The organism is Parafrankia soli, from assembly GCF_001854695.1.
Taxonomy (GTDB): Bacteria; Actinomycetota; Actinomycetes; order Frankiales; family Frankiaceae; genus Parafrankia; species Parafrankia soli.
Genome location: NZ_MAXA01000014.1, coordinates 104,540 through 126,241 on the forward strand (window position 1 = coordinate 104,540; position 21,702 = coordinate 126,241).

At 72.1% G+C, this 21,702-nt stretch carries 17 protein-coding genes; 5 read left to right on the forward strand and 12 right to left on the reverse strand.

Annotated features, from left to right (window positions below):
• Nucleotides 1-23: 23 nt before the first annotated feature.
• Complete coding sequence (locus BBK14_RS03530) at nucleotides 24-539, forward strand: DUF3618 domain-containing protein (RefSeq protein WP_071059818.1); 516 nt, start codon at nucleotides 24-26, stop codon at nucleotides 537-539.
• On the opposite strand, the gene BBK14_RS03535 is transcribed toward BBK14_RS03530, so the two are convergent.
• On the reverse strand, nucleotides 540-1,868 hold the full coding sequence (locus tag BBK14_RS03535) for a DUF4407 domain-containing protein (RefSeq protein ID WP_071059776.1): 1,329 nt from the start codon (nucleotides 1,866-1,868) through the stop codon (nucleotides 540-542).
• A 317-nt stretch (nucleotides 1,869-2,185) separates the two neighbouring features.
• Here BBK14_RS03535 and BBK14_RS03540 point away from each other — a divergent pair, with 317 nt between their 5' ends.
• On the forward strand, nucleotides 2,186-2,635 hold the full coding sequence (locus tag BBK14_RS03540; protein ID WP_020464077.1) for an SRPBCC family protein: 450 nt from the start codon (nucleotides 2,186-2,188) through the stop codon (nucleotides 2,633-2,635).
• Between the two features lie 54 nt (nucleotides 2,636-2,689).
• On the opposite strand, the gene BBK14_RS03545 is transcribed toward BBK14_RS03540, so the two are convergent.
• Complete coding sequence (locus tag BBK14_RS03545) at nucleotides 2,690-3,727, reverse strand: sensor histidine kinase (protein WP_241831092.1); 1,038 nt, start codon at nucleotides 3,725-3,727, stop codon at nucleotides 2,690-2,692.
• 436 nt (nucleotides 3,728-4,163) lie between these two features.
• Here BBK14_RS03545 and BBK14_RS03550 point away from each other — a divergent pair, with 436 nt between their 5' ends.
• On the forward strand, nucleotides 4,164-6,872 hold the full coding sequence (locus tag BBK14_RS03550; RefSeq protein WP_071059819.1) for a Tex family protein: 2,709 nt from the start codon (nucleotides 4,164-4,166) through the stop codon (nucleotides 6,870-6,872).
• Between the two features lie 25 nt (nucleotides 6,873-6,897).
• Here BBK14_RS03550 and BBK14_RS03555 read toward each other — a convergent pair whose 3' ends face one another.
• From BBK14_RS03555 to BBK14_RS03585, 7 genes are all read right to left on the reverse strand, one after another.
• Entirely contained in the window at nucleotides 6,898-7,788 is an 891-nt protein-coding gene (locus BBK14_RS03555; RefSeq protein WP_071059778.1) for a polysaccharide lyase, read from the reverse strand.
• Nucleotides 7,789-8,006: 218 nt separating this feature from the next.
• A complete protein-coding gene (locus tag BBK14_RS03560) occupies nucleotides 8,007-10,199 on the reverse strand; it encodes an acyltransferase family protein (RefSeq protein ID WP_241831093.1) in 2,193 nt (730 codons plus the stop codon).
• Between the two features lies 1 nt (nucleotide 10,200).
• On the reverse strand, nucleotides 10,201-11,652 hold the full coding sequence (locus tag BBK14_RS03565) for a NosD domain-containing protein (RefSeq protein ID WP_241831094.1): 1,452 nt from the start codon (nucleotides 11,650-11,652) through the stop codon (nucleotides 10,201-10,203).
• Between the two features lie 110 nt (nucleotides 11,653-11,762).
• Nucleotides 11,763-13,103, reverse strand: a complete 1,341-nt coding sequence (locus BBK14_RS03570) for a glycosyltransferase family 2 protein (protein WP_071059780.1) — start codon at nucleotides 13,101-13,103, stop codon at nucleotides 11,763-11,765.
• A complete protein-coding gene (locus BBK14_RS03575) occupies nucleotides 13,100-14,197 on the reverse strand; it encodes a Rossmann-fold NAD(P)-binding domain-containing protein (RefSeq protein ID WP_071059781.1) in 1,098 nt (365 codons plus the stop codon). Before BBK14_RS03575 ends, BBK14_RS03570 begins: the two co-directional genes overlap by 4 nt.
• Nucleotides 14,198-14,960: 763 nt before the next feature.
• Nucleotides 14,961-16,298, reverse strand: a complete 1,338-nt coding sequence (locus tag BBK14_RS03580; protein ID WP_071059821.1) for a DUF5925 domain-containing protein — start codon at nucleotides 16,296-16,298, stop codon at nucleotides 14,961-14,963.
• Nucleotides 16,299-16,558: 260 nt separating this feature from the next.
• A complete protein-coding gene (locus BBK14_RS03585) occupies nucleotides 16,559-17,035 on the reverse strand; it encodes a hypothetical protein (protein ID WP_071059782.1) in 477 nt (158 codons plus the stop codon).
• 181 nt (nucleotides 17,036-17,216) lie between these two features.
• Between BBK14_RS03585 and BBK14_RS03590 the strand changes: the two genes are divergently transcribed.
• A complete protein-coding gene (locus BBK14_RS03590) occupies nucleotides 17,217-18,350 on the forward strand; it encodes an N-acetylglucosamine kinase (protein WP_071059783.1) in 1,134 nt (377 codons plus the stop codon).
• A 113-nt stretch (nucleotides 18,351-18,463) separates the two neighbouring features.
• Here BBK14_RS03590 and BBK14_RS03595 read toward each other — a convergent pair whose 3' ends face one another.
• From BBK14_RS03595 to BBK14_RS03605, 3 genes are all read right to left on the reverse strand, one after another.
• Nucleotides 18,464-18,907, reverse strand: a complete 444-nt coding sequence (locus BBK14_RS03595; protein WP_071059784.1) for an Rv3103c transmembrane domain-containing protein — start codon at nucleotides 18,905-18,907, stop codon at nucleotides 18,464-18,466.
• Nucleotides 18,904-19,785, reverse strand: a complete 882-nt coding sequence (locus BBK14_RS03600) for a mechanosensitive ion channel family protein (RefSeq protein ID WP_071059785.1) — start codon at nucleotides 19,783-19,785, stop codon at nucleotides 18,904-18,906. Before BBK14_RS03600 ends, BBK14_RS03595 begins: the two co-directional genes overlap by 4 nt.
• Before the next feature lie 480 nt (nucleotides 19,786-20,265).
• Complete coding sequence (locus BBK14_RS03605; protein WP_071059786.1) at nucleotides 20,266-20,874, reverse strand: TetR/AcrR family transcriptional regulator; 609 nt, start codon at nucleotides 20,872-20,874, stop codon at nucleotides 20,266-20,268.
• 88 nt (nucleotides 20,875-20,962) lie between these two features.
• On the opposite strand from BBK14_RS03605, the gene BBK14_RS03610 reads away from it, so the two are divergent.
• Entirely contained in the window at nucleotides 20,963-21,442 is a 480-nt protein-coding gene (locus tag BBK14_RS03610; RefSeq protein WP_071059787.1) for an SRPBCC family protein, read from the forward strand.
• Nucleotides 21,443-21,702: the final 260 nt, after the last annotated feature.

A 21,702-nucleotide genomic window follows, 5' to 3' on the forward strand; every position in this document is an offset into this window, starting at 1 on the left:
TCCAGGCCGAAAGGAAGGCGCGCGTGACCAGCACAACACCTGATGAGATCCGGGCCGATATCGAGGCGACCCGCGCCCAGCTCGGCCATGACCTCGACGAGCTCTCCGACCGCGTCAGTCCGCACAAGGTCGCCGAGCGCACCGCCGCCGGGGTGAAGGACAAGGTCGCGGGGGCCGGCAGCGCGCTGAAGCCGAAGCTCGACGAGGCGGCCCTCCGGGCGCGCGGGAGCGCCGGACACGCGGCCGCCGTGGCGCAGGAGACGGCCCACCGTCAGCTCGACGCCCACCCGCAGGTGGCGGACGCCCTCCATCGGACCACGGCGACCGCCGGCAGCGCGGTCACCATCGGTCGGGAGAAGGCGACGCAGACAGCCACCGCGGGGCGGGCGAAGGCGGGGGCGCTCGTCACGGCCGGGCGTGACCGGGCGCGGGAGAACCCGCGCGCGGCCGGCTCGGCCGCGGGCGGAGCGGCGGTCCTGGGCGTCGTGGCCGCCCTGGTCGCCCGCCGCCGCCGGCGGCGCCGCGCCGGCGACATCTGATCACGACGGTTCCGGCGGCGCAGGCACCGCCGGGCCGGTGGCCACCGCCGATCCGGTTGTGGCTGAGGCTGCCGCGGCCGAACCGGTGGTGACAGCCGGGGTGGACGGCTCCGCGTCGGAGGTCGGGACGCGCGGCACGGCGACGATGCCGTGCTGCCGCCGCAGCTCACGCAGCCGCGACTCCTGGTCTGCGCTGATCTCCTCCTCGGCGAGGCGTGCCTGCGCCGTGTCGGCCGTCCAGCGCACGGCGGTCTCGACGCCGTCACGGCGCAGCAGGTAGTCCTCCCAGCGCCCGGCGAGACGCGCCGCGACCACCGGGGCCAGATCGCGGCGCTCGCGGGCGGTGTGCCCGACCTGCAGCGCGTCGACCTCGACGGAGGTCTCGTCCCGCCAGCGCTCGAGGCGCTCGCGCTGCCGGTAGGAGGTGCGGTCCAGACCACGCTTGAACAGCAGCGGGGCGAGGTCGATGCCGAGCAGGAGCAACGTCAGCAACAGGCGCCACACCAGGACGGAGCGGTCCTCGGTGGTCAGCCGCCAGAACGCCTTCTCCCGCATCAACAGGTCGTCGGCCGCGCCCGTCGTGGTCTGCACCGTGGCCGCGAAGTCGGAGCGCCTGGCCTTCTGCGCAGCCCGAAACTCGTCAAGATCACGTTGGGCGGCGTCGCGCAGCCGGGTGGCGTCGGTGACGGCGGCGGTAGCCGCGGCCAGCTCGGCCAGCTTGATCTGGTAGACCGGGCCGGCCCCGCCCAGGCAGGCCGGGCCACCGCCGGGCTGGCCACCGGTGAGCTGGCAGTTCACCTCCGCCGTCTTCGCCTCGACGAGATCGTCGGCGGCGTCGAGGCCTTTCTGTTTCGCCGCGAGATCGGCCGTTCGGGCGGCGAGCTCGCTCTCCTGGTTCGCGTCCCACCCGGCCAGTAGGTGCCCGGCGTCCTCCTGCTGTATCTCGGCGACCCGGCTCGCGATCGAGGACTCGAAGATCCGGAGCAGTACCGTCTCCCCGACGATTACCGCCGCGCACACCGCGATGAACACGCGGACCGCCACGGAGAATCCAGCCCGGCCGGTTTCCACACCGCCGTCCGCGCCATAGCGGTACGGGGTCTGGGTCAGCAGGACGGACCGGTCGATGAAGAAGATGAACAGCGCGTAGAAGATGCCGAACGGCAGCGCCTGGAGGGTCCCGATGCCGAACCCGAGGGCCACCACCGTCGCCCCCGCACAGGTGGCAAGTGCCGCTGTCAGAAGCATCAGCGCGCCGGCCGTGACGAAACGGGCGCGCTCCGTCGGCGGGAGGAATTTCGCCTGCGCACCGGCGAAGAATGCCAGCATGTCCCCGAAAGCCCGTACCGGGCCAGGACGACGTGGTCGTTCGCGGGAATGTTCGGAAGTCTGCGGTGAATCTGGCACAGGCCCCCCGTCCAACCGGTACTTCACAGATTCGCGCAGCATTTTGCCGGGCGGATCTGGCGCCGCCGGTGACACCCCCGGGCAGCGCGGCAACGTTATCTCCCGGCCACCGTCCCCACAATTCATGGCTGAGAGCGGCGGCCCGGTGGGGCGGTCAACCGGATTTGTCGCGCCCGGGATAGTCTCGTTTTCGGCGGAGGTGCCGGCGCCGGCCGGGCCGAGTTTGGACGGAGTGAACGATGGCGCAGATCAGTGTCGAGGTGGAACGAATCGTCGGCGGCCCGCCGGAGCGGGTGCTGGCGCTGCTGGCCGACTACGCGGGGACACGGGCCGAGCTGTGGCCGGAAATGATCACCGACTACAAGGTGGTCGAGGGCGGGGAGGGCCCCGGCACCCGGATCACCTACCGGCTGCACGCCACCCGCAAGCGCGTCCGCGACGTGGACGCGGTGGTCACCGCCCCCGCCGCGGGCAGCCTGCTGGAGGCCGACCAGCGCTCCTCCCTGCGCACCCGCTGGCAGGTGCGCGCGGCCGGCGCCGGCGGCAGCACGGTCACCGCGCTGACCACCTGGGACGGCGCGAGCGGGGTCGGCGGGTTCTTCGAGAAGACCTTCGCCCCGATCGGCATCCGCAAGCTGAGCAACGCCGTCCTGGACGGACTGGAGACCCGGCTGCGCCCGCCGGCCTGACCAGGCGATCTCCCCACGGCCGGGCCCGGGGCCGGGCCCGGGGCCGGGCCCGGGCTACCCGGCCTCGGCCGCCGTGCCGTCCTCGGCGGTGCCGCGGACGGGCGCCGCGCCCCGGATCGCGATATGCAGGCGGACCACGGTGCCGACCGGCGAGGAGCGGAGCTGGACGAGGTCACAGAGCTGATGGGCCAGCCACAGCCCCCGGCCGCCCTCGGAGTCCAGCTCCGGGATCCGCTGGCCGACCAGCGGGTCGAGCACCCGGCCGCGGTCGGCGACCTCGCAGATCAGGGTCGGCCCCTCCACCCAGATGCGCAGCCGGCCGATCCCGCCGCCGTGGCGCACGCTGTTGGTGACGATCTCGTGGATGGCCAGCCTCAGGTCGTCGACCCGGCTGTCGGGCACGCCGACCTCTCGGGCCCGGCCGACCGCCACACGCCGCGCGGCAGACACGTCCCGCCCGGTGAAGCGCAGGCTGACGACCGCCTGGCCGGCCACTGCGGGCGCCGGCAGCCCCATCTCGAACGCCTCCGGCACCCCCGGCCCCAGCGGCGCGGACGCCGGTGCCCGGGTGCGGCCGAGCAGCGGGTCGGGCGCGGCGCGGTACGGGGCGCCGCCCCGGGCCGCACCGTCGCCCAGCACCCGCGGATGGGTCCGCCACGCGGCGTCCACCACCGGTGCCGGTAGCGTGGCCGCGTCGTAGGCGCAGCGTAGCCGCAGCCCGGACGATGCCCCGAAGGCCAGATTGGCCAGTGATTCGCAGTGGTGGCACTCGGCTATCTCCGCCGGGCTCCGCCCGGCCCAGACCAGCTCGCCGAGGCCACGTGCGCGGGTTCCCCGGGCCCGGGCCTCGTCCAGAAAGGCCGACCAGGCCGGAATGACCCGGCCCGGATTTCGCCCGAATTCGGTGATGTCCAGAAAGGAGATCTTCGACACTATCGAGCCCAGCACGGACCGCAGCAGCCCGGCGTTGGCGGGCGTGACCGCGACCAGGACGGCCTCGTCACGCTGGACACCGGCCCGGACGAATTCCACCGCGCCGGCCAGGAAACCGGCCGGGCCGCGATGGACGAGCGCCTCGTGAACGAATGCCACGGCTGGACCGACTTCCGGCCCGTGGGCGTCCCTCACGGTGTCCCCCCCGAATTCGATCAGTCATGACCCGGACCGCCGCCGGGGCGCCGTCATCGCGGCTCCAGGTCCCCCCGGCCCGAGCTGCGACGTCGTGAGCCCCGCACAGAACGTGACAGGCCAATCCGAAACACCATGACATGGTATGTCGACGGAAGAACACCGTATTGCGCTAAAGAGCCTGGGCACCGGCGGACGGACCGCCCGGCGGGTGTCCCCGGCGGGCACGACATCCGGGCGGGCGACCAGCGCCGCGGCGGGGCCGCGCGGGCGTCCGGACCGGCACCGGGGCTCACCCCGACCGGCACCGGAGATCCGACGAGAGGGATTATCGGGAGTACCAACCCCCGGGTCCGAACCGTGGGGACGATGAGCACACAGGCAAAGGCGGTTGCGGATCGTGACGACGGTGTCCGTCTCGGAGACGGTGTCTGTCCAGGCGCGGATCGCCGCGGAGCTGGGCGTGCGCGAGGGGCAGGTGGCCTCGGCGATCGACCTGCTCGACGGCGGTGCGACAGTGCCGTTCATCGCCCGGTATCGCAAGGAGGTGACCGGCGCCCTCGACGACGCGCAGCTGCGAACCCTGGAGGAGCGGCTGCGGTACCTGCGGGAGCTGGCGGAGCGGCGGGCGGCGATCCTGGAGTCCGTCCGGAGCCAGGGCAAGCTGGACGACGCCCTCGAGGCGCAGATCATGGCCGCCGACACCAAGGCCCGCCTCGAGGACATCTACCTCCCCTACAAGCCGAAGCGCCGGACGAAGGCGCAGATCGCGCGTGAGGCCGGGCTGGAGCCGCTCGCGGACGCGCTGCTGGCCGATCGCTCGCTCGACCCCCGGGCGGAGGCGGAGCGCTACGTCGACGCCGAGAAGGGCGTCGCGGATGCCACGGCCGCGCTCGAGGGCGCCCGCGCCATCCTGGTGGAGCGCTTCGCGGAGGACGCCGACCTGATCGGTGCCCTGCGCGAGCAGATGTGGTCCCGTGGTCACCTCGTCAGCCGGGTCCGCGAGGGCAAGGAGTCCGACGGCGCGAAGTTCGCCGACTACTTCGACTTCGCCGAACCGTTCACGAAGCTGCCGTCCCACCGGATCCTCGCGATGTTCCGCGGTGAGAAGGAGGAGATCCTCGACCTCACCCTGGAGCCGGACGCGCCCGCCGACCCGGCCGAGCCCCCGGCCCCCGGCCCCACCGACTACGAGCGGCGCATCGCCGAGCGTTTCGACATCGCCGACGCCGGCCGGCCGGCCGACCGCTGGCTGCTCGACGCGGTGCGCTGGGCGTGGCGGACGCGGGTCCTGGTCCATCTCGGCGTCGACCTCCGCATGCGGCTGTGGACGTCCGCCGAGGACACCGCGGTGCGCGTGTTCGCGGCGAACCTGCGTGACCTGCTGCTCGCCGCCCCCGCCGGGCAGCGGCGCACCATGGGCCTCGACCCGGGGTTCCGCACCGGCGTCAAGGTGGCAGTCGTCGACGCGACCGGGAAGGTCGTCGCCACCGACACGATCTACCCGCACGTCCCGGCCCGCCGTTGGGACGACTCGCTGGCCTCGCTGGCCCGGCTGTCCGCCGAGCACGGCGTCGAGCTGATCGCCATCGGCAACGGGACGGCCTCCCGGGAGACCGACAAGCTGGCCGACGACCTGATCCGCCGGCATCCCGAGCTGAAGCTGACCAAGGTGATGGTGTCGGAGGCCGGTGCCTCCGTGTACTCCGCCTCCGCCTACGCCTCCCAGGAACTACCCTCGATGGACGTCTCGCTGCGCGGCGCGGTGTCCATCGCGCGCCGCCTGCAGGACCCGCTCGCCGAGCTCGTCAAGATCGACCCCAAGTCGATCGGGGTCGGCCAGTACCAGCACGACCTGGCCGAGGCCAGGATGTCGTCCTCCCTGGACGCCGTCGTCGAGGACTGTGTGAACGCGGTCGGGGTGGACGTCAACACCGCCTCGGCGCCGTTGCTCTCCCGGGTCTCCGGCATCAGCGGCGGGCTGGCCGACAACATCGTCCGCCACCGTGACAGCAACGGCCCGTTCCGGTCGCGGACGGGGCTGCTGGACGTGGCCCGGCTGGGCCCGAAGGCGTTCGAGCAGTGCGCCGGCTTCCTGCGCATCACCGGCGGCGATGACCCGCTGGACAGCTCCAGCGTGCACCCGGAGTCCTACCCGGTAGTCCGGCGGATCCTGACGGTGACCGGTGGCGACCTGCGCGCGCTGATCGGCGACACGAAGACACTGCGCTCGCTCAAGCCCACCGAGTTCGTCGACGACACGGTCGGCCTGCCGACGGTGACCGACATCCTCGCCGAGCTGGAGAAGCCCGGCCGCGACCCGCGGCCGGCGTTCCGGACGGCCGAGTTCACCGAGGGCGTCGAGACCCTCGCCGACCTGGTGCCGGGCATGATCCTCGAGGGCGTGGTGACCAACGTCGCCGCGTTCGGTGCCTTCGTCGACATCGGCGTGCACCAGGACGGCCTCGTCCACGTCTCGGCGATGTCGAAGAACTTCGTCAGCGACCCCCGTGAGGTCGCCAAGCCCGGGGACATCGTGCGGGTGAAGGTCCTCGACGTCGACATCCCGCGCAAGCGGATCTCACTCACGCTGCGCCTCGACGACGAGCCGGGCGCGGCGGACGCCGGCGGCGGGCAGAGCGGCCAGGGTGGCCAGGGCGGTGAGCGGCGCGCGGGCCGCGGCGTCCGCGGCGGGCAGAACCGCGGTGGCGCCGGTGGCGCCGGCCGGAGCCAGGAGCGCGACGGCGGGCAGCCCACCGACCAGCACGGCGGCCGGCAGGCGGCAGCGGCCGGCGGCGGGCAGCCGGCCGGCGGCCAGCCCGGAGGCGGGCGTGGCGGTCCGGGGCAGCGGGGCGGCCCCGGCCAGCGCGGTGGTCCGGGCCAGCGCGGTGGCGGTGGCGGTGCGGGTCAGCGCGGCGGTGCCGGTGCCGCGGGTGGCGGTCAGCGCGGTGGCGGCGGTGGCCAGCGCGGCGCCGGTCACCGCGGCGGGCGGACCGACGGGGCCATCGCCGACGCACTGCGCCGCGCCGGTCTGGTGACCGGCGACGAGGTCACCCTCGGCGGAAAGCAGGACGACAGCCGGGACAGCCGCCGCCGCGGGCGCCGATAGCCGCGCGCCGGCCCCGCCGGCTCGATCAACACGAGCCGGCGGGGCCGGCCTGGATGAACCGGTCGGAGACCACGAAGGTGGCGAAGTCGGCGTACTGGTCGACGGGGCTGGCCCAGCTCAGGTCATCGCCGCCGAAGAAGGTGGAGAAGAAGACGCCCTCGATACGCAGTGCCGGCGTGCTGCGGTAGAAAAGGCCGTCCTGGTGGAAGACCTCACTACCGTCGACCCAGACGGTCACCGATCCGTCCCCCAGCTGCGGGCTGTTCAGGCGGACGCGCTGCTGAATGGCCACCCACCGCCCCGGGACGAATTTCCAGCTCCCCAGGCCGAGTGTCGTACCGTAATCTTTCGAGCGTGGAAGGTAGGCGTACACCTGCCCTTTTCCGCCGGCCCGCCACATGTAGCGGGTGGAGAATCCGTTCGTGCCGTCCGGAGTGTTTCCGCCGGCCACGTGGGTGCCACCGAAGAATCCTGGGAGCTTGCCGCCCCTGGCGAACTGGAAACCATCCTGGAACCGGACTCGGTAGCTCAGATAGAGGTCGTCGGCGGGACCGTCACGAAACTGGAGATAGACCTGGGCACCGCCGGAAGGGGCCCCGTCCTGCTCGACGGAGAGCTGGCTGGCCGAACCCTTCGGATAGCGGACCCGGCTGTGCTTCCAGGCACAGCCCGCCTCCGGCAGCTCCACGGTGACGTCGTCCAGGCCGAAGGCGCCCCGCCGGCGCATGATCAGCTCGTCGCCGAAGAAGCTCTGCAGGTACGGGGGCATCGGCGGCGCCGTCGGGGTGCTCAGTCCGTTCACCGCGGGCACCTCCGGCTCCGGCCGGCGCTCGTCCGGACCGGTGGTGCAGCCCACGGCGCCGCCCGCTCCCAGCAGCGCCGCCAGAAAAACGCCTCTTCGCGACAGTACGCTCACCGCTGTTCTCCCCGACCCGCATTCCGCCCACCTGGCTTATCGCCGGTAATGACGCGTTTCGGCTCGCGGCACCGATCCCCCGGCGGCGAGGACCACGAATTCCGGGTGGTCCGCGCCGACATAAAGTCTAGACCGCGCGCGACCGGTACCCGGGTATGGCGACGGCCGGCGCGGCGATCCGTGCCGGCCGGCCGTCGGGCGTCCGGGGCCGTTTCAGCTCATCCGGCCAGCCGGACCAGTTCCGACCCCAGGTACGACGCCAGGGTGGTGGAGTACGTACCGGTGATGTGGCTCTTGTCGTAATAGACGACCGTGTCGCCGATGATTGGCGGACACTGTTCCTTCGCGCACAGCCACGRCACGGGATCGACCAGCATCGCCCCGCCGTCGCGGGCACCCTGGTTCTCGATGGCCCGCTGCGGTTCGGTCAGTTTCGCGTCGGAGACCCGCACAACACACCGGCGGATGTTCGACGGATTCCTGGCAAGGCAGTCCGGAACGTCGAATCCCGGGTAGGGCGTGTCCGAGATGAACACGACCTTGGCCCCGGTCGAGCGCAGCGTGCGCACGGCGCTCGCCATCCCGCCGGCGCCCACCCGGATAGCCTCCGTCCGCGCCTCGGAACCGACGACGATCAGGTCCGGGTCGAGCGCGCCGATCCTGGCGAGGGCCTCCGCCCGCCAGGTGTTGCACTCGGTGTAGACCCGTTTCAGGGTCTCCAGCACGAAGTCCGGGTAGTCGGCCGGCGGGCAGCCGCCCTTCGTGTAGGGGATCAGCCGCCAGCCGCGTTCGCGGCTGACCTTGTTCATCGCGTTGAACCACTGGTTCGCGTGCGAGTCGCCGAACAGGACGACCGTCCGACGGCCGTTCGGGTCCCCGTAGGCGCAGTCGGTGGGAGTGCTGGCGGTGATCGACGCATAGCACCTGTTCGCCTTGTAGTCGAGTGGGACCTGTTCCAGCGACGGCCGCAGCCCCGCCGGCAGCCCCGGCAGGTCCAGCGACTGCTCGATCACCCGGGACAGAGCGGTGGACGCTCCCACGCTTCCCGCCGTTCCCCCGGCTCCGGGCGCTCCCGCCGCGACATCGGCCGGGCCGGGGATCGGCGCCACACCGCCCGTGGTGGGGATGGCCGCGACCTGGCCCACGCCGAGCGCGACCGCAACCGCGGCGCCGGCCAGGCAACCACCGAGGCCAAGGCCGACCGCCGGCCGACGGACCAGCACCGACCGGGCCCGGATCGGGTTCTCGACCGCGTAGTAGGTGAGCGCGGCCAGGACCAGCGACCCCAGCACGGCGGCGACCTTCCCGCCCGTGCCGAGCGGTGCCCCGGATGCCTCAGGCCAGAGCACCAGCACCGGCCAGTGCCACAGGTACCACGAGTAGCTGAGGCGGCCCGCCACCTGTAGCGGCCACCGGCGCAGCAGCAGCTCGGCGCCCCGGCGCGGCGCGGCACACCCGCCGGCGATCACGAGCGCCGAGCCCGCGACCGGTAGCAGCGCCGCCAGCCCCGGGTACTGCGTGCCCTCGTCGAACCGCGCCGCGGCGAGCAGGATCCCCAGCAGGCCCAGCCAGCTCAGCTGGGACGACAGCGCGCGGGGCATCCGGGCGAACGCGGGCGCGCCGAGCGCGACCAGCGCCCCCACCGCCAACTCCCACGCCCGGGTGTGGATCCCGAAGTAGGCCCACGGCGCCGACCGCGGGGTGAGCAGCACGCTGAGCGCCAGCGAGCCGCCGAACACCGCGACGAGCACGGCGAACACTCGCCCGGTGCGGACCGGCCCAGTGCGGACCGGCCCAGTGCGGACCGGCCCAGTGCGGCCCCGGCGCCGGCCGCCGGCGATCACCGTGGTCACGGCCACCAGCACCAGCGGCCACAGGGCGTAGAACTGCTCCTCGACGGCGAGGGACCAGAAATGCTGGAACGGCGACGGCGGCCCGTCCGCCCGCAGGTAGTCCGTCCCGGCCTGGGCGAGCCGGATGTTGATCGCCGACACGGCGGAGAACGCCGCGTCCACGCTGATCGGGTGGAGGCGCAGCGGTGACGCCCACCGCCAGGCGGCCACCATCGTCGCGACGATGACCACCGTCGCCGCCGGGACGATCCGCCGCGCCCGCCGGGCGTAGAAGCCCCGCAGCGAGATCCGCCCGTGGCCGGCCCGCTCCGTGAGCAGCTGCCTGGTGATGAGGAAGCCCGAGATCACGAAGAAGACGTCCACGCCGACGAACCCGCCGGCGACGGCGAGCCCGGAGTGGCCGAGCACGACCAGGACCACCGCGACCGCGCGCAGCCCCTCGATATCCGGTCGGAACTTCCTGAGCCGGGCGTCCCCGCCGGCCGAGGCAGGCATGGACGCGGGGGCCGGCGGGGCCGGCGGGGCGCCGGTTGTCGGGGTGGTCCCGGCCGTGGTCAAGTCAGACTCCGCCGCCCAGTACCGGACGGCCGACCGCCCTCGACCGACGCCGGCGGGCGAGTCCGGTGAAGCCGCTGAGCAGGACCAGCACGAGCGGCACCGACGCCCAGATCCCGACGAGCACCCGCGGGCGCCACTGGTCGCCGTTGTCGCGCAGCGTGTTCCCGTCCAGGCTGATGCCCTGCGTCGCGAGCTGGTTGTCGACGATCGTGTTGCTCCGTACCCGGATGTTCTCCCCGCCGCCGCGGACGTGCAGGCCMACCCGGTTGCCGGTGATCGTGTTCTGCTCGACGACGTTGTCCGGCGAGGAGGCGAGCACGATGCCGTCACCGCGGTTGCCGCTGGCGGTGTTGCCGACGATGCGGTTCCCGGTGCTCGAGGCGTCCATCATGATGCCGTTGAGCCTGTTGTCCCGGGTGATGTTGCCCGCCACGACGCCGCCGGTCACGAAGTCGGAGAAGATGATGCCGTGCCGGCCGTTGCGCTCGCTGACGTTGTTGCGCACCGAGATCCCGGTCGAGTAGCTGTGCGGGTCGACACCGTAGAGCGTGTTGTCGTGGAACCAGTTCTGCTCTATGGCCACGTCACGGGCATGGTCCGTGTACGTCCCGATGAAGCTGTGGTCGACCTCGGAGTGGGTCATGCTTCCGGTGGAGCGGTCCGACCAGGAGACGCCGTAGGAGCTGTTCCAGTCCCGTCCGAGATAGCTCAGGTGGCTGCGGGTGATGGTGAGGGTCGCCGCGTTCGTGGCGACCACGAACGGCCGCCGCTCGTCGACGCTCAGCTGTTGCAGGTCGTCACTCGTCGTGCTCGGGCGGACGGCGACGCCGTCCAGCGCCAGCCGGCCGCCGTCGACGCCCAGCAGCACGCCGCGCCGGACCTCGAGCACCAGCTCGGAGACCGGAGCCGTGATCGTGAGCGACGCCCCGGGCGAGACGACCAGCGCCGTCGACAGGGTGACCCGGCCGCGGCCGTCGTATCCGGCCCAGGACGGGTCGTCGACCTTCTCGACGACGTCCAGCAGGCCGGTGACCGGGCGCTGCAACGGGACGACGCGCTCCGGCCGGCCGCCGGCGAGCAGCGTGATCGCGTCGGGCCCCACCGCGATGCCGCGGATCTCCGGTGACGGGCTGGTCCGCGCGTCGACGGTGTTGGGCGGCAGCCCCAGGATCACGTTGCTGAGCGGGTCGTAGGACGGCGTGTAGGCGTGCCGGTGGAAGAACTCGGTGGTCGAGGTCAGCTCCCGGTAGTCACGGCCGACGGTCACGCTCAGCGTGACCGCGCTCAGCGCCGTCATCACGGCCAGCAGGAGGTGGACACCGCGGCGGCGGGACCGTTCGCGCCGGGCGCGGGCGGCCGCCGTCACCGCCGCCCGCTCGCCCGGCACGCTCCCCGGCTGCCGAACGGGCACCGCGGTCGGCAGGGTCACCGTGTTGGCGGTGCTCGCCGTCACGCCCGCCGGGCCGGGCTGGTGCGGTGCGTGGGGCGTGTGCAACCCGAGAGGTGGCTCATGAGGTGGCTGAGGAGGATGGGAAGGGTAGGGCTGGCGGGTCGGGCGGGTCGTCATCGGTTGCCCTCCCCCACGACGGACGCGGGCACGCGGCCCCCGCCGGCCACGGCCTCGTCGTCCCGGGCGGTGCCGGTGGTGCCGTCGCCGTCCCGGTCCCGGTCGCGCTGGCGCTGGCCGCTGGTGGCCGCGGTCTTGGCGATGACCTCGAAGCTGCGCGGGTTCCCCATGTAGAGCGTCGCGACGAGCGCGACGATCGTGAACGTCGCCGTGACAGGCGCCAGGACGACGGCGGCGAGGCTCTGCAGGACGCGGTTCGTCCAGAATCTCGCGCTGCTCACCCCGGGCTGGCGCAGGCCGGCGTTGACCCAGCCGCTCAGCCCGAAGTTCACCAGCCAGACCGCCAGCGAGCACCAGAAGAGCGAATGCGCCCAGCCCGCCACCTCGATCGTGTCCGTGAGGATCAGGACGACCGCCGAACCCGACGCGAGAAACGTGAACAGGCTGAGGAAGTACCGCACCGCGATTCTGATCGCGGCGCCGAGCGGGAGCACGTCGCGGTTCACGATGGCGTGGATGTTTCCCCACATCCACCGGCGGCGCTGCTTGAAGTAGGCCTGCCACGTCCACGGGGAGGTGAGCTGGATGTACTCGTGGAAGAAGCCCCAGCGCAGACCGGCCGCCGCCGCGTTGCAGCCGAAGGTGAGATCCTCGGAGGCGAAGATCCGCCAGTCCCAGGTGACCGTCCGCTCGGTGTGGCCGGTGATGGTGAGGCCCTCCCCGTGGACGAACAGCGGCCGCCCGAGGATTCCCTGGAAGGAGGAGCAGTAGGTCATGCAGTTGTGGAACCGCAGGTCATCGATGTGGCTCAGGATGAAGTGCGCGAACGGCCCGCTGCCGTAGTCGATGCGCGGGGCCGTCACGCCCTGGCAGATGTCGTAGTCGGCCGCGTAGGCGGTCTCGAGGTACTCCCACGTCGGAGACGTGTCGTCATCGAGAAACGTGATCTTTGTATCGGCCGTGTCGTAGCCGAGATGCTGGCGGACGATCCGGCTGAACTCCAGGGCACGCGCCTTGTACTGGGCCACGCAGGTGAAGTCGGTGGGCACCGTGATGACCCGGTCCGCCCCGGGGTAGATGTCGCCGTTCCCGGGCTCGTTGGTCACCCAGATCTCGTAGTTCATCGTCATCGGGAACGAGCGGATCTCCCGGATGATCTCGTTGACCCGGTCCTGTTCCCGGCCGACGGTGGTGATCTGGATAATGTATCTCGAGAAGAGATCCCGGTTCTGCCGAAAGGTCGTGTGGAACCACCACTCACCCGCGGCAAGAATGAAGATCTCGATCATGGGCCGGAGGAAGGCCACGAGCAACAGCCAGGGCAGCAGGGTGCTCATCGGGGCGCGCCTTCCGTCGCCTCGACGCCACGGGAGTCCCGCGGCTGCCGTGGAAACCGGTCGGGCGACCAGAGCGCACGGGCGGAGGCCAGCCCCGGCMTCGGTTCGGTGGCGCCGCCACCGAACCCGTCACCGAACCCGTCACCGAACCCGTTGCCGGACCTGTCCCCGAGCGAGTCAGCGGCTCGCCCGCCAACCAGCTCGGCGACCCGCTCGCCGCTCACGGCGCCGTCGGCGGCCGCACGGTCGACGAAGCGGCTGTTCATCTCGATGACCGACCGCAGAATCGGCATGTCCACGCCGACACCGGCGGCGAACCCGAGGAAGGCCATGGTGTCCTTCGGCAGGCAGACACCCCCGTACGGCGCGCCGCCCCTGGTCCCGTAGGCGGGGTTGAAGGACGCCTCGGCCGACCGCGAGACCGTCTCGGACACCGCCCCGAGGTCGATCTGAAGACGCTCTGCGACTACGTGCATCTCGTTCCAGAACGAGATCTTCGTGGCGTTGAAGATGTTGTGCGCACACTTGACGAACTCGGCGGTCGTCGGGTCATCGAAGATCCTCATAGTCCCCCCGAAAGGCGCGAAAAGCTCCGCGAGGCGCTCCCGGACCCGCCGGTTACGAGCCCCGATGACGGTCATCCACGGCCAGCGGAAGTCCTCGGCGGCCGACGAGGCGCGCAGGAACTCCGGATTGCTGGCCAGCAGGAACCCGCTGCCCTGACGCAGCCCGGACTCCTGCTCCAGCAGCGGGCCCACCAGCCCCTCGGTCGTGCCCGGATCGACGGTGCTGCGAACAACCACGGTGTGCACGGCGGACGTCTCGCGCAGGGCGCGGCCGAGGCCGCGGGTACCGGCCACGAACGCCGTGAGGTCGTAGCGGCTGCCGGCGTTCGGTGTCGGCAGGGTGAGAAAGACGAGGGAGTCGCCCTTCGATCTCAGGTCGATCTCGGGCCGCGCGTCCAGGCCGATCTCGTTCAGGAATGCGACTCGCTCCGGTGAGACGTCGATGAACGTGACCCGGTGCCCGGCGTCGAGCAGCCCCCTCCCGGTGGCTGTTCCCACGACTCCGGATCCGACGACAAAGATTCGCATCTTCTTCAGCTCCTTGGGGCGCGCTCAGGGCATGGTCGGCCCGGGCGGCGTCGAGCGGGCGCGGACGATGACGTCCGAGAATCCGCGCGTAGGGCGACGGAGAGCCATCCCGGTCCGCGCGGCGTTGTCGGGGAGTCCGCGTCCCGGTCGGGATGCGCGGACTCGTGAGCCTCGGGCTTTGCGCCCGGTGATTCTCTAAACGATTAGGCGGCGTCGCCGTGGCCGGTCCCGACCGGCCCGCGCTCCGGTGTCCGCCGACCCGCGGCCGGGTGGAGTACGGACGAGGACGCACGTCGTGATGCCCGCGAACGGCGGCGGACCGCCGTTCCCCCCGGGCACGCTCGCGGACACGGACACAATGCCGTCCGCACGCTGCGTTGCCATAACTACTGTTTCCCCCAGTGGTTCGCGGCCGGACCCCGGAACCGACCCCCCAGACACGTTTACCGATCGATGATTACCCCAGAACAGAGCATCCCCAAATACCCCGTCCAAGTGCGGAAGAGTAGCCGATCGGCGCGTGGTTCGCCGCAGAAGGCCGACACCGGGCGTGTTACGCGGGACGACCTTGAAGCGAATTCAGCCACAGAATTACGCGACAGCAGTGCGGCCGGAACGGCCGTTCATCCCTTTCCTGGCGATCCAGGAACTATCTCCGTTCGGGAACCCGTCCGCACTGTGCTGATAGCGTGCTCTTCGCCCGGCATGCACCCCTTCTCCGGAACGGCGCCGCCCGGCGGCACGGGACGGCGCCGCCGGGGTGTCAGAGGTACAGGCCGGTGTGGCCGTCGCGCTCCGGGGTGGTCGCGGGCATCCGTCCGTCACGAAGGGCGAACAGCTCGGCCAGGGTCGCGGACATCCCGACCCCGGCGTCCGCCGCCGTCCCGAGCCAGGCGAGCGCCTCCTCGCGTGGGAGCGGCCCGACCTCGACCTGGGCGAGGCAGCGGCCCGGCCGCACGATCGCGGGGTGCAGCCGCGCCAGCGGCTCGTTGGTGGTGACCGCGACCAGGACGTCCCGGCCCTGCCCGACCAGACCGTCGGTGAGGTTGAGCAGCCTGGACAGCGCCTGGCCGGAGACGCTGCGGGCGTCGCCGCGCAGCAGCTCGTCGCAGTCCTCGATCACCAGCAGACGCCAGCGGCGCCGGGACGAGTCCTCCGTGCCGCCGCCCGTCGCCCCGCCGCCCGCCGACACTCCGCCGGCGCCGGGGCTGCCGGGGCCGGGGCCGGGGCTGCCGGGGCCGGCAGCCGCGTCCGCGGTGCCCGCCGGAACCGCCGCGGCCGCGTCCGTGGTGTCCCCGTCGGCCGCCTGGTCGGCTTCCGCGGTGGAGTCCGACGCCGCGTCACCGAGCGCCAGGCTGGTCCCCTCGGCCGGGCCGTCGTCGTCCGTGTCGTCCGACCCGATCGCCACCTCCATGAGGTAGCCGGGGTCACCGAAGAGCGCCTCCGGGTCGAGCACGCAGTCGACCTGGCACCAGCTCCGCCACTCGTGCGCGAGCGCGCGCAGGATCGTCGTCTTGCCGGTTMCCGCCGGCCCGTGCAGGAGGATCAGCCGGCCGACCAGGCTCTCCGGGCGCATGACCATCAGATGGTCCAGCGGCGCCAGCGTGGTCTCCGCGTAGTTGCGCCGGATCGACCGCCAGGCGGTCGTCGCGGCCCGCCGGATGATCCTCGTCGGCCCGCGCTGGGTGGAGAGGTACCAGAAGCCCATGGTCACGGTGCCCTCGCCGACGGACTCCGCCGTCGCCTGGCGCACCACGCCGTCGAGCACCGTCCGGGCGAGCTCCTCGCTGACCGCCGTCACCAGGACCTCGGCGCTGCCGCCGCGCCAGCGCACCGCGCGGACCGTCCAGCCGTCACCGGTCGCCAGCCGCGAGTCACGGGCGTCCTCGACCACGGTCCGCACGACCTCGGCGTCGACCGGCAGCAGGCTCGCGCCGGGCTTGAGCCGGTCGATGCGCGCGCTGCGGGCCCAGGGCTGGTCTCCCTTGGTGAAGGGGCCGAGCGCGAGCGCGTCGACGACGTCGTAGGGGGTGTCCGAATCGTCGAGGGCGACGACGAAGGGCAACCCCGCCGGGAGCCGGCCGGAGCGCTCACCCCTCACACGATCGCCGTTGGACGAGGAACCCTGCCGCGGAATGGACACGAGACAGATACTCGGTGACGAGTGCTCCTGACACCACCTGGTTCCTCCATTCCGTCGCGGAAGGTGGTGGGAGGCGCCCGGCACACCGCGTCATGGCGGGTCTCGGAATCGAGCCCGCATGGCCTCCCGCCGCGTACCCGATGGTCCGCTCCGCGGCGGGAGGTCCCCGGCCTGACCGTCAGTACCCGTGTGGGTACCACGCAGGAGCCACCGGGTGGCTACGGCCGGGCACCGGGCCCGGGGACGTCCGGCGCCTCGGCACCAGGCTCGGGTGGCTCCGGAGGCCCGAACCTGGCCACCTCGAGCACGGCCCGCAGGAGGTCGAGGAGACGGTCCCATCCGACGAGGAGGGCGGCGGTGTTCTCGCCGGTGACGGGGTCCGACGCGAGCAGGTGCAGGGTCTTCACCACGGCGTAGAGGTACTGCGGGCGCGGGCGCCAGACGGTGAGCTGCGGATAGGTCTCGTCCAACGCCTGGTGCAGGACGCGGCGCAGCGGCGTGTCGGGGCGCCGCCGAGCCGGGTCGGTGTGATGGAGGATGGTCACCACGGCGTCGATCTCGTCCACGTCCGGCAGCCACATCCCGGCACGCAGCGCGGTCTCGGCCTCGGCGAGGGCCTCGTCCACGGCTGCCACCGGGTCGCCACCGCCGTCGGGCACGGGCGGCGGCGCCCAGTCGTCGTCGTCATCGGTCACCTCACTACCGTCTCTCAACGAAGCCACGATGGGACACGGGGTGATCGGATACACAGTGCCGCCGCGTGGTGGGAGACGCGGCGGAAGACATCGGGAGGCACGATGCGGGGGACCCCGTCCGGCCGGAAGGCCTCTACCTTCCGGTGACAACCCACGGTCGACGGAATCGCGAGGCGCCCCAGTGCCCAACCTGCAGCCAGAGAACTCCAGGCCGTTGATCAGCCTGCCACCGTCACTGCGGCCGCCCCCGGAGCCTCCGCCGTCAGCGGAGTCCCTGCCGTCAGCGGAGTCCCTGCCGGAGGCGGCGCCTCATGCTGGTCTCCCCCGTCCCTTCCTGCTCGGCGTGGACGGCGGCGGTACCAAGACCACGGCCGCCGTCCTCGACCTGCGGCGGTCGACGCTGACCACGGCCACCGCGGGCCCGAGCAATCTCGACGTCGTCGGCCTCGACGGCGCCGCCGCCGCGATCATGGAGGCCGTCCGTGGCGCGCTCGGCCAGGCGGGTGCCGCGGCCGACGAGGTGGCCGCCGCGGTGCTCGCGGTGGCCAGCGCCGACACCGACGACAACCAGGAGGCCCTCCGGAGCCGGCTGACCGACCTTCGGCCGGTCGGGAGCACGCTGGTGCTCAACGACGTCGTCGCGGCCTGGGCCTCCGGCACGCTGGGCCGCCCCGGTGTCGCCGTCATCAGTGGTACGGGCAGCAACACCCTGGGGGTCGCCGCCGACGGGCGCACCTGGCGATGCGGCGGCTGGGGGCACCTGCTGGGCGACGAGGGCTCGGGGTACTGGATCGGCCTGCACGGGATGCGCGCGGCCGTCGAGTTCCGGGACGGGCGCGCCCCCTGGTCGGCGCTCGTGCCCCGCCTGCTCGCCTTCTACCATCTCGACCTGGTCGAGAGCGTCGACGATCTCGTCTACGGCAGCCTCGACAAGGCGGGGATCGCCGCGTTCGCCGTCGAGGTCGCCGCCGCCGCGGCCGCCGGTGACGCCGTCGCCCACCGGATCCTGACGGACGCCGGCCGGCTGCTGGCCGACCAGGTCCGCACAGTGATCGACCGGCTCGGGCTGACGGGCGAGTTCCCCGTCTCGCTCGTGGGCGGGACGTTCAACTCCGGGCCGCCCTTCCTGGACGCGTTCACCGCCCGCGTCACCACCGCCAGCCCGGGCGCGCGTCTCGTCCGGCCGCGGATGTCCCCGGCCGCCGGGGCCGTCCTGCTGGCGGCGCGGCTGGCGGGCACCGAGCAGCTGGTGGGCTGGGCCGGTATCGGCGATGCCCCGGGCACCCCCACGGAGGAACTGGTCCGCCCGCGCTGACGGAACCGGAACCTTGGGCTGCCTTGGGCGTGCTCAAGGCGTGCTCAGAGCGTTCCCAGAGCTTGGGTCAGTGCACACGGCCAGGACCGCGGTCAGGCGCGGTCGGGGTCCGGTCAGGGGGCGGGCGTCATGGTCGGCCCCGGCGCCGGGGCCGACGGGGCACCGGACAACGACGGGACCCGCGCGAACGGAGGCGCGGAGGCCGGCGAGGTGCCCGCTGCCGACGGGGCGGTGGAGCCGAACGGGTCCACGGTGCTGGTCGGGTCCACCGTCGCGGTCGGACTGGCGGTGACGTCCGGCGAAGGCGAGGGTGACACCGTCGGCGAGGGCGGGGCCACCGGCGCCGGGGCGGTGGTCGCCGGCGCCCGCGGTGTCGGCGTGGCGCTCGCCTGCTCACTGCTCAGTTCGGTCTTCGCCTGCTCGACCGCCGCGGTGTAGGAACGCGACGCCGGCAGCGACTCGGGCCGTACCAGGATGTACAGCGCGAAGACGGCGACGAGCGCGAACATGAGCAGCAGCGTCGAGCGCTGCACCGGTATCCGGTCGAGGAACCTCATGAGGACGTCGGCGGGGCCGTGTCGAGGTCGGCCGGCACGTGGATCCCGGCGCGCAGCAGCGCAACCGTGATCTTGGCGCGCAGCGCCCGACCGACTTCGAACTGCTTACCCGGCAGGGTCCGGGCAACGACCCGGATCTTGAACTGGTCGAGGTCGATGCTCTCCACCCCCATCACGGTCGGCGCGTCCAGCAGCAGGTCGTGCAGCGCGTCGTCGGCGTACGCCTCGGTACCCACCCGAGCCAGCACGTCACTGACCGTAGTAACATCAACGCTCGTAGGTATCGGAACGTCCACGACAGCCCGCGCCCAGTCCCGGGACAGGTTCACCACCTGGACGATCTGCCCGTTCGGCGTGATCACCACCTCGCCGTTGGACGTCCGCACGCTGGTGATGCGCAGCGTGACCTCCTCCACCGTGCCAGTGATCGCGCTCGRCGCCCCCTGGACTACCAGGCGGACGAGGTCCCCGAAGCCGTACTGCCGCTCGGTGACCAGGAAGAACCCGGCGAGCACATCCTGGACGACGCGCTGCGCACCGAAGCCGAGCGCCACACCGACCACGGTCGCCGGGGCGACGATGCCGGTGACCGGCACCCCGAGGCGCTGGAACACCAACACGACCGCCACGCAGTAGACCAGGGCCAGTGACACCCAGGTCAGCACCTGGACGACCGCGTGGCGATGCTTCGTCGCCTCGGAGCGCACCACCCCGTCGCTCTGGCTCGACTGCTGGTCGATGCGCCGCTCGACGCGGGCACCCACCCAGGTCGCGAACCGGGTCAGCAGGACGGCCGCAATCACGATCATGACGATCTCGAGCCCGCGGCCACGGGCCCACTCGGAGATGTCCGTCAGCGGAGCGGCCGCCGTGATCATGCCGCCGCCATAGTCATGACGCCGACGCGATCATGACGTTGGCGTGGCTCGGCCCACATCGGCTTCCCGCAGGCCACACACGCGGCCGGCGGCACCGCGCCAGCAGGTCGGGTATGCCCTCACCCATCCGAACCTACCCGCGGCCCTCCACCCCGACCGCCCCACCCCACGCCCAGCCCACAAGCCGCAAAGAAATCACCACCTAAGCCCACACTCCAACCAAACACCCTCAGGGGTTAACCGAACACCTGAAGCAACCAAACCCCGACCCAGAACCCGTCTCACCCCAGCCAGCACCCGTCACGGTTGGTCGGCAGGGCCGGCCCCGGACAGAGCCTGGGACAGGCCGACTCCAGATGTGCGGTCGGCCCCGGGCTGCTGCAGCCAACCAGCTCAATCCGGCCTCCCGGTCAGATTCGGAACCCGAGGTCAGGTTCAGCACTCAGCCGACCGCGGCGCCCAGGTCACTCGGACGCGTCGTCACCTGGAGGTTGGTGGTTCGAACGCGGCGAGCATTCGTTCCATTGCCAGGTCGACGCCCTCCCGGTCGCCGGTGGCGAGCAGGTCCAGGAGCAGGCCGCGAGTAGTTGCGAGCGCGAGGCGGGCCTGCGTGCGTGCCGCGGCCGGCGGCAGGCCGTCACGCACCAGGAACTCGGTCATCGGGCCGAGCCAGTCCTCGACGACTCCGTCCAGCAGCGGTTGGGCGTAGGCGCGACCCTGCAGCGCCTGGCCGTAGATCTCGAAGAAGAGGCGCTCGAACGGAGCCAGTTCGGGCTGGCTCAGCCGTCGCCACATCTGGCGGCCGAGCTCGACCGCGGAGGCTGCCGGTTCGCGCTGCATCTCGGCGAACGCGGCTCGTTGCTGTTCCTCCATCGCGCGCACCACCTCGACGAGGAGGCCGTCCCGTGAACCGAAATGGTAAATGATCATGCGATGGCTGGTGCCGAGAGCGGTCGCCAGTTGGCGCAGACTCAGGTCGCCGATCCCGTGCTCCGCCAGGTGCGCGATGACGTCTTCCAGCAGGGCTTCCCGCGCACGCCGCCCCGCGCTGGTGCGCGGACTGTCCGGCAGCTGACCTTGCGACGCCATGTACCAGATGGTACATGTACCACTTGGTACAAGTCGCGGCGCCACCCGGCGCCGGTCGAGAAACCGATCACCCCACAGGAGGCACCCGATGTACTACGAGACCTCGGTGACCATCGACGCCACGTCCGACGAGGTCTGGGCGGTGATGCGGGACATCGAACGCTGGCCCACCTGGACTCCGACGATGACCACCGTGGACATGGCGGCACGGCCCACGGCGGTCGGGAGCTCGGGGGCTGACGGCGAACTGCGCGACGGCAGCGTCGTGCGAATTCGGCAGCCCCGGCTGCCCGCGGCCGAGTGGACCGTGACCGACCTGACCCCGGGCTCGGGCTTCTCCTGGATCTCCAGGGCCACCGGCATGACCACGGTCGCCGACCACCGCATCACGCCCGCCGCGGAGGACGGCAAGGTCACGGTGCGGCTGAGCCTGCGGCAGTCCGGGCCGCTGGCGCCGGTGGTGGCGCTTTTCATGGCGCGCCTGGTCCGCCGCTACGTCGACACCGAGGCCCAGGGCCTGCGACAGCACTGCGAGCAGCGGTCCCGCGCCGGCCGGAGCGGCAGCTGAAACGCCGAACCTCACCTGCACGGCCACCGGAATTCAGCCGCCATCCGCGCGAGRCCGCCGGCCATGGGTGCCTCGCAGCGCGATTCGTGGACTGGCGGGGCGGACCGAGTTACGGACCCAGCCTGCCTCGATCTGATCAGATCAGATCAGATCGAGGCCCCGTAAGCAAAATTCAACCCAGAATTTCGGCATGAGCCCGCGAAACACGGGCACGAATCGATCACATTCCGGATCATCGCCGCCGGAAAACGATCCCGCCG